The organism is Flavobacterium sp. (assembly GCF_043773265.1).
In the GTDB taxonomy this organism is placed as follows: Bacteria; Bacteroidota; Bacteroidia; order Flavobacteriales; family Flavobacteriaceae; genus Flavobacterium.
Genome location: NZ_JAYVFH010000224.1, coordinates 1 through 2,565 on the forward strand (window position 1 = coordinate 1; position 2,565 = coordinate 2,565).

The 2,565-nt window shown below is 32.3% G+C and carries 2 protein-coding genes; both read left to right on the forward strand.

Going from position 1 to position 2,565, the window contains the following annotated elements:
• Window positions 1–11: 11 nt before the first annotated feature.
• Entirely contained in the window at window positions 12–1,316 is a 1,305-nt protein-coding gene (locus ACH2BO_RS11840) for an ABC transporter permease (protein ID WP_395044943.1), read from the forward strand.
• 264 nt (window positions 1,317–1,580) lie between these two features.
• Window positions 1,581–2,565, forward strand: a 985-nt coding sequence (locus tag ACH2BO_RS11845) for a sigma-54-dependent transcriptional regulator (RefSeq protein WP_395044944.1), incomplete at its 3' end; no start/stop codon positions are given.

Sequence of the window (2,565 nt, forward strand, 5' to 3'; positions counted from 1 at the left end):
ACTTTTTTTAAATGAACAAATTACCACTAATTATAAAAAGAGAATTCATTGCCAAAGTTCGCAATAAATCATTTATTGTAATGACGTTCTTAAGTCCTTTGTTATTTGTAGCAATTGCAGTTTTTGTTGGCTATTTAAGCACAATGAAAGCCGATTTAAAAACCATTGCAATTCATGACGAATCTCGAAGATTTGTAAATGAATTTAAAAATGATGAAGAATTTAAATATGTAGATTTATCAGCATTAGATATAAAATTTCTCAAAGACAGTATTGTAAACGAAAGTTACGAAGGACTTTTAATCATCCCAAATTTATCAAACAATAATTTACTTCAAAAAAATATTCAATATATTTCTAATGAAAGTCCTGGAATTATGTTTGTTCAAGATTTAGAAGAAGTTATTTCAAAAAAAATAACCCAAGAAAATTTCGATAAGCAAGGAATTGATACTTTAAAAATAAATAATGCTAAAGCAAAAGTTGCCATTCAAATAAAAAAAACCAACGGCGAAACAACATTTGAAGGATTAAACATGATAAAAACAGTTGTTGGTGGCGCATTTGGGTATTTAATTATGATGTTTATAGTTTTATACGGAAATATGGTGATGCGAAGTGTAATTGAAGAAAAAACATCACGAATAATTGAAGTTATTATTTCATCAGTAAAACCATTTCAATTGATGATGGGAAAAATCATTGGAACATCATTGGCTGGAATTTTGCAGTTTTTAATTTGGGCTATTCTTGGTTTAACAGCAATGTTTATTTTATCATCCATTTTTGGTGTTCAAATGGGTGCAACTGCCGGAGTTCAAGATCAAGTTATGCAATCAAGTCAAAGTGATTTTGCGTCAAATGCACAAATAATAATTAAGGAATTAAGAAATTTGCCAATTGCAACAATACTAATTTCGTTTATTATTTATTTCATTGGTGGATACTTTTTATACAGTTCATTTTATGCATCAATTGGAGCAGCTGTTGATAACGAAACCGATTCTCAGCAATTTCTTTTACCAATAATAATGCCTCTAATTCTAGGAGTTTATATTGGTTTTTTTACAGTAATAAACGATCCTCACGGAACCATTGCTACCGTTTTTTCTATGATTCCATTAACATCACCAATTGTCATGATGATGCGAATTCCGTTTGGTGTTCCTTGGTGGCAAATTGCAATTTCTGTGACCATACTTTTTGCAACATTCTTCGGCGTAGTTTGGTTTGCAGCTAAGATTTATCGCATCGGAATATTAATGTATGGTAAAAAACCTTCTTGGAAAGAACTATATAAATGGCTAAAATACTAATGTCAGGATAAGCTTGTCGAAGTCAGGAGCGAATGGCTTGAGCTTTATTAGCAATCCATTTTCCTGCTTTCATTCCAAAAATCCCGATAAAAATCGGGATGTTTTTCCCTTCAATCAGGGCTAATTTTCAAACCATTTTATTTTTTGAAAATATCTTAATACCTTAATGGTTTAAATTTTTCTAAATATTATTTTCATTAACTTTGAAAAATATTAAAAAAAAACTTTGTGACTTTGCGCCTTTGAGGCAAAACAAATAAAAAAATGAGCAAAATATTAATCATAGAAGACGAAGCATCTATAAGAAGAGTCTTAACCAAAATACTTTCTGAGGAAAGCGTTACATACCAAGTAGAAGAAGCCGAAGATGGTGCGCAAGGATTTGAAAAAATAAAAAATACAGATTACGATTTAGTTCTTTGCGACATCAAAATGCCAAAAATGGACGGCGAAGAATTGCTTGAAGCCGTAAAAAAAATAAAACCCGAAATTCCAATTGTAATGATTTCTGGTCATGGCGATATGGAAACAGCCATAAATACAATGCGACTTGGAGCTTTTGATTATATCTCCAAACCACCAGATTTAAATAGATTACTTAACACAGTTCGTAACGCTTTAGACAAAAAACAACTGGTTGTAGAAAATAAAATTCTAAAGAAAAAAGTTAGTAAAAACTATGATATGATTGGAAATTCAGAACCAATAAATCATATAAAATCTATAATAGAAAAAGTTGCAACCACAGATGCAAGAGTTTTAATAACTGGACCAAACGGAACAGGAAAAGAACTTGTTGCTCATCAATTGCATGAAAAAAGTGAACGCGCAAACTATCCATTAATTGAAGTAAACTGCGCAGCAATTCCATCAGAATTAATAGAAAGTGAATTATTTGGACACGTAAAAGGTGCATTTACATCTGCCATAAAAGACAGAGCTGGAAAATTTGAAGCTGCCGATGGCGGAACCATTTTTCTAGACGAAATTGGCGATATGAGTCTTTCGGCGCAAGCCAAAGTCTTGCGTGCGCTCCAAGAAAGCATGATCACAAGAGTAGGAGCCGACAAGGACATCAAAATTAATGTTCGCGTTTTGGCGGCTACCAATAAAGATTTGAAAACTGAAATTGCCGAAGGTCGTTTTCGCGAAGATTTGTACCACCGATTGGCAGTTATTCTCATCAAAGTGCCATCATTAAACGATCGTCGTGACGATATTCCACTTTTAATCACGTTCTTTGCCGAGA

What these genes read in the sequence shown, in the direction of transcription:
- ACH2BO_RS11840 (WP_395044943.1), top strand. Translation starts at nt 12, where the DNA reads ATGAACAAATTACCACTAATTATAAAAAGAGAATTCATTGCCAAAGTT.